The following is a 1240-nucleotide window of genomic DNA, read 5'->3' on the forward strand; positions in this document are numbered from 1 at the left end:
GTATAGAGGTCAACTAAAACCGGACACACGGTTAGGCCGATTCTCGGCGATTGCAGGCGGAACTCCATCATTATGTTGATGAGGTCGTTGCCAGTTGTAATAATCCATCAGGTAATAACTGATATCTTGTTTTGCTTCACGGACTGATAAGTAACCCATTTCTGGTATCCATTCCGATTTTAAACTGCGGAACAACCGCTCCATTGGTGCATTGTCCCAACAGATCCCTCTGCGACTCATGCTTTGGCGGATCTGATATCGCCAAAGTCGTTGCCTGAATTTGCGGCTGGCATATTGACTACCCTGATCTGAATGGAACATGACATCTTTTGGGCAACCTCGCTGCTGATAAGCTAAATCTAGTGCTTTGACGACTAAGTCCGCATCGGGATTGCCCGATATTGCCCAACTGACCACTCGACGCGTATATAAATCGAGAATGACAGCCAGATAACGCCACCGACCTTCAGCCCAGATATAGGTGATGTCACCACACCAAACTTCATTTGGAGCATGGACATCAAACTGTCTGGCAAGATGATTGGGTATATCAGGTCGTTCAACACCACCGGTTTTATAACGGTGAGCACCTGGCTGCTTTGACGTTAAGCCAGCTTCTTTCATTAAGCGACGGACTTTGAAGCGACCAACCTGATATCCGATGGCTTTCATCATTGAAACGAGCATGCGACTTCCAGCGGAACCTCGGCTAATTCGAAACAGTCTTTTCAGCTCACTACGTAGTTTAATTCTATTTAAATCAATATATTGCCGACGATTTAAATAATCATAAAAACAAGATGTGGCGATATCGAATGATGCACAGACCAGTTCAGTGTCTTCATGCTCCCTCAATTGGTCTATCAGCGCGTACGTTCTAATTCGTCCGCCATTAAGAGAGCTGTAGCCTTTTTTAATATGGTTTTTTCTCGTTCTAAACGATTAATTCTGGCTTCAAGCTCCTGAATTTTTTGTTGTTCCGGCGTTAATGCTTTATTGCCTGGAGTTACACCTGTTCTCTCTTGCTCAAGTTGTTTGACCCAACGTCGGAGAACGGTTTCACCAACATCAAGGGAACGACTGGCTTCAGGTATAGAATAACCTTGGTCAAGGACCAAACACGCTGCTTCAAGTTTAAACTCTGCTGTAAATGAACGACGCTTTTTTGTCATAGAACACCTCTTGCTATGGCACGTACTTTACCATCTTAATTGGTGTCCGGGATCATTAAACCACTATA

1 protein-coding gene is annotated in these 1240 nt (G+C 44.4%); it reads right to left on the reverse strand.

Annotated elements, in window-relative coordinates:
* Positions 1-9: 9 nt before the first annotated feature.
* Positions 10-1172, reverse strand: a protein-coding gene (locus tag ABUE20_RS19180) for an IS3 family transposase (protein WP_408621578.1) whose coding sequence is annotated in 2 segments (ribosomal slippage) — positions 10-917 and positions 917-1172 — 1164 coding nt in all. Because the reading frame shifts where the segments join, the coding sequence is not laid out codon by codon here.
* Positions 1173-1240 lie beyond the last annotated feature (68 nt).

Source organism: Celerinatantimonas marina, assembly GCF_046054165.1.
In the GTDB taxonomy this organism is placed as follows: domain Bacteria; phylum Pseudomonadota; class Gammaproteobacteria; order Enterobacterales; family Celerinatantimonadaceae; genus Celerinatantimonas.